This window comes from Streptomyces apricus (genome assembly GCF_008369065.1).
Classification (GTDB): Bacteria; Actinomycetota; Actinomycetes; order Streptomycetales; family Streptomycetaceae; genus Streptomyces; species Streptomyces apricus.
The window spans coordinates 1-1,154 of record NZ_VDFC01000227.1 but is presented as its reverse complement, the minus strand read 5'-3'; the positions used below and the strand labels follow the sequence as shown (position 1 = coordinate 1,154).

Below are 1,154 nucleotides of genomic sequence, written 5' to 3'. Positions count from 1 at the left end.
CCGTACCCCTGCCCCCTATGTCCCCACGGGCTTCAACGTGCCCGCGCGCAACGTTCTTATACCTGTAGGACGACCGACATCAGCGACGGGTTGCACCCGCCAGAAAGCTGACCCATGTGTCCGCCGACACAACGAGCCGGGGCCCGCGCGGCATCTTGGAGTCACGAACGTGGACGACGTCCGGGCGGATGGCTACGGCCACCTCTACGCAGTCGCCGTCGCCGCTGCTGCTGTAGCTGGACTTGCGCCAGGAGAGGGCGACCTCGACGCAATCGCCATCGCCACCGCTGCTGTAGCTGCTCTTGAACCAGGCCAGGTCAGTGATGCTCATAGCTCTCCTCGCATCCGCTGCAACAGGCTCAGAGAGTCTTCGAGGGTGAGAGCCTGCGACCGCATCCTGGCATACCGCATGTGGAGAACGCTGATCTCTTTCGCCTCCGAGACGAACAGGCCGCCGCGCTGGCCCTCGTTGTATGCGAACCACCGGTTCTCCGGCGTCTCCAGCAGCTGCATCGAACCGTCCAGACCGGCGTGGGCCCGCCGCACCACCGGCATCACCTGAATCTCGACATTACGCAGCTCTGCCAGCTCCATCACGTGGTCGACCAGCTCCCGCGTCACTTCCGTCCCACCCATGCGCCGGAGGAACAAGTGCTCCTCCAGGATGAAGCTGAACGCGGTGTTCGGCCGCTCCCGCAGCAACCGTTGCCGTTCCGCACGAGCCGCCCACTGGGCCTCGATCTGGTCGTCCCCGAGGGGCGGCAACTGGTTGACGAACAGCGTCCGGGCATACGCCTCAGTCTGCAACAGCCCCGGAACCAGGCGGCATTCATACGTGTAGAGGCTCACCGCCTCCGCCTCCAGCCTGGCCCACTGCCGGAACCAGCTGGCCAGCCCGGGCCGCCGGGACACATGCCGGGCCGCTCCCCTGAGCGCCCCGAACGCGTCCAGCACCTCCTCCGCCCGCTCCACGAACTCCGGCGGCGGAAAGCGGCGTCCCTGCTCGATGGAGGCCACGGTCGGGGCGGAGTACCGCACCTTCGGCGCGAACTCCTCCTGCGTGAGCCCGGCCCGCTTCCGGAAGGCCTTGACCACCTCCCCGAACGTCTTGAGGCTGTCGGACACCTCCGGCTCCCCGCCACCACACCCCGGAG

At 67.3% G+C, this 1,154-nt stretch carries 2 protein-coding genes; both read right to left on the bottom strand.

Translation table 11 applies throughout. The features are described 5' to 3' along the window. Window positions 1-79: 79 nt before the first annotated feature. The gene (locus tag FGF04_RS39360; RefSeq protein WP_149516186.1) at window positions 80-331 is read right to left on the bottom strand and encodes a DUF397 domain-containing protein; all 252 of its coding nucleotides are present in this window, start codon (window positions 329-331) and stop codon (window positions 80-82) included. After that, window positions 328-1,154 (bottom strand): helix-turn-helix domain-containing protein (locus FGF04_RS39355; RefSeq protein ID WP_149516185.1); only part of this gene is annotated, 827 nt, incomplete at its 5' end. The genes FGF04_RS39355 and FGF04_RS39360, both read right to left, overlap by 4 nt.

Coding starts and splice junctions, on each gene's coding strand:
- FGF04_RS39360 (WP_149516186.1), bottom strand. CDS start 331: ATGAGCATCACTGACCTGGCCTGGTTCAAGAGCAGCTACAGCAGCGGT.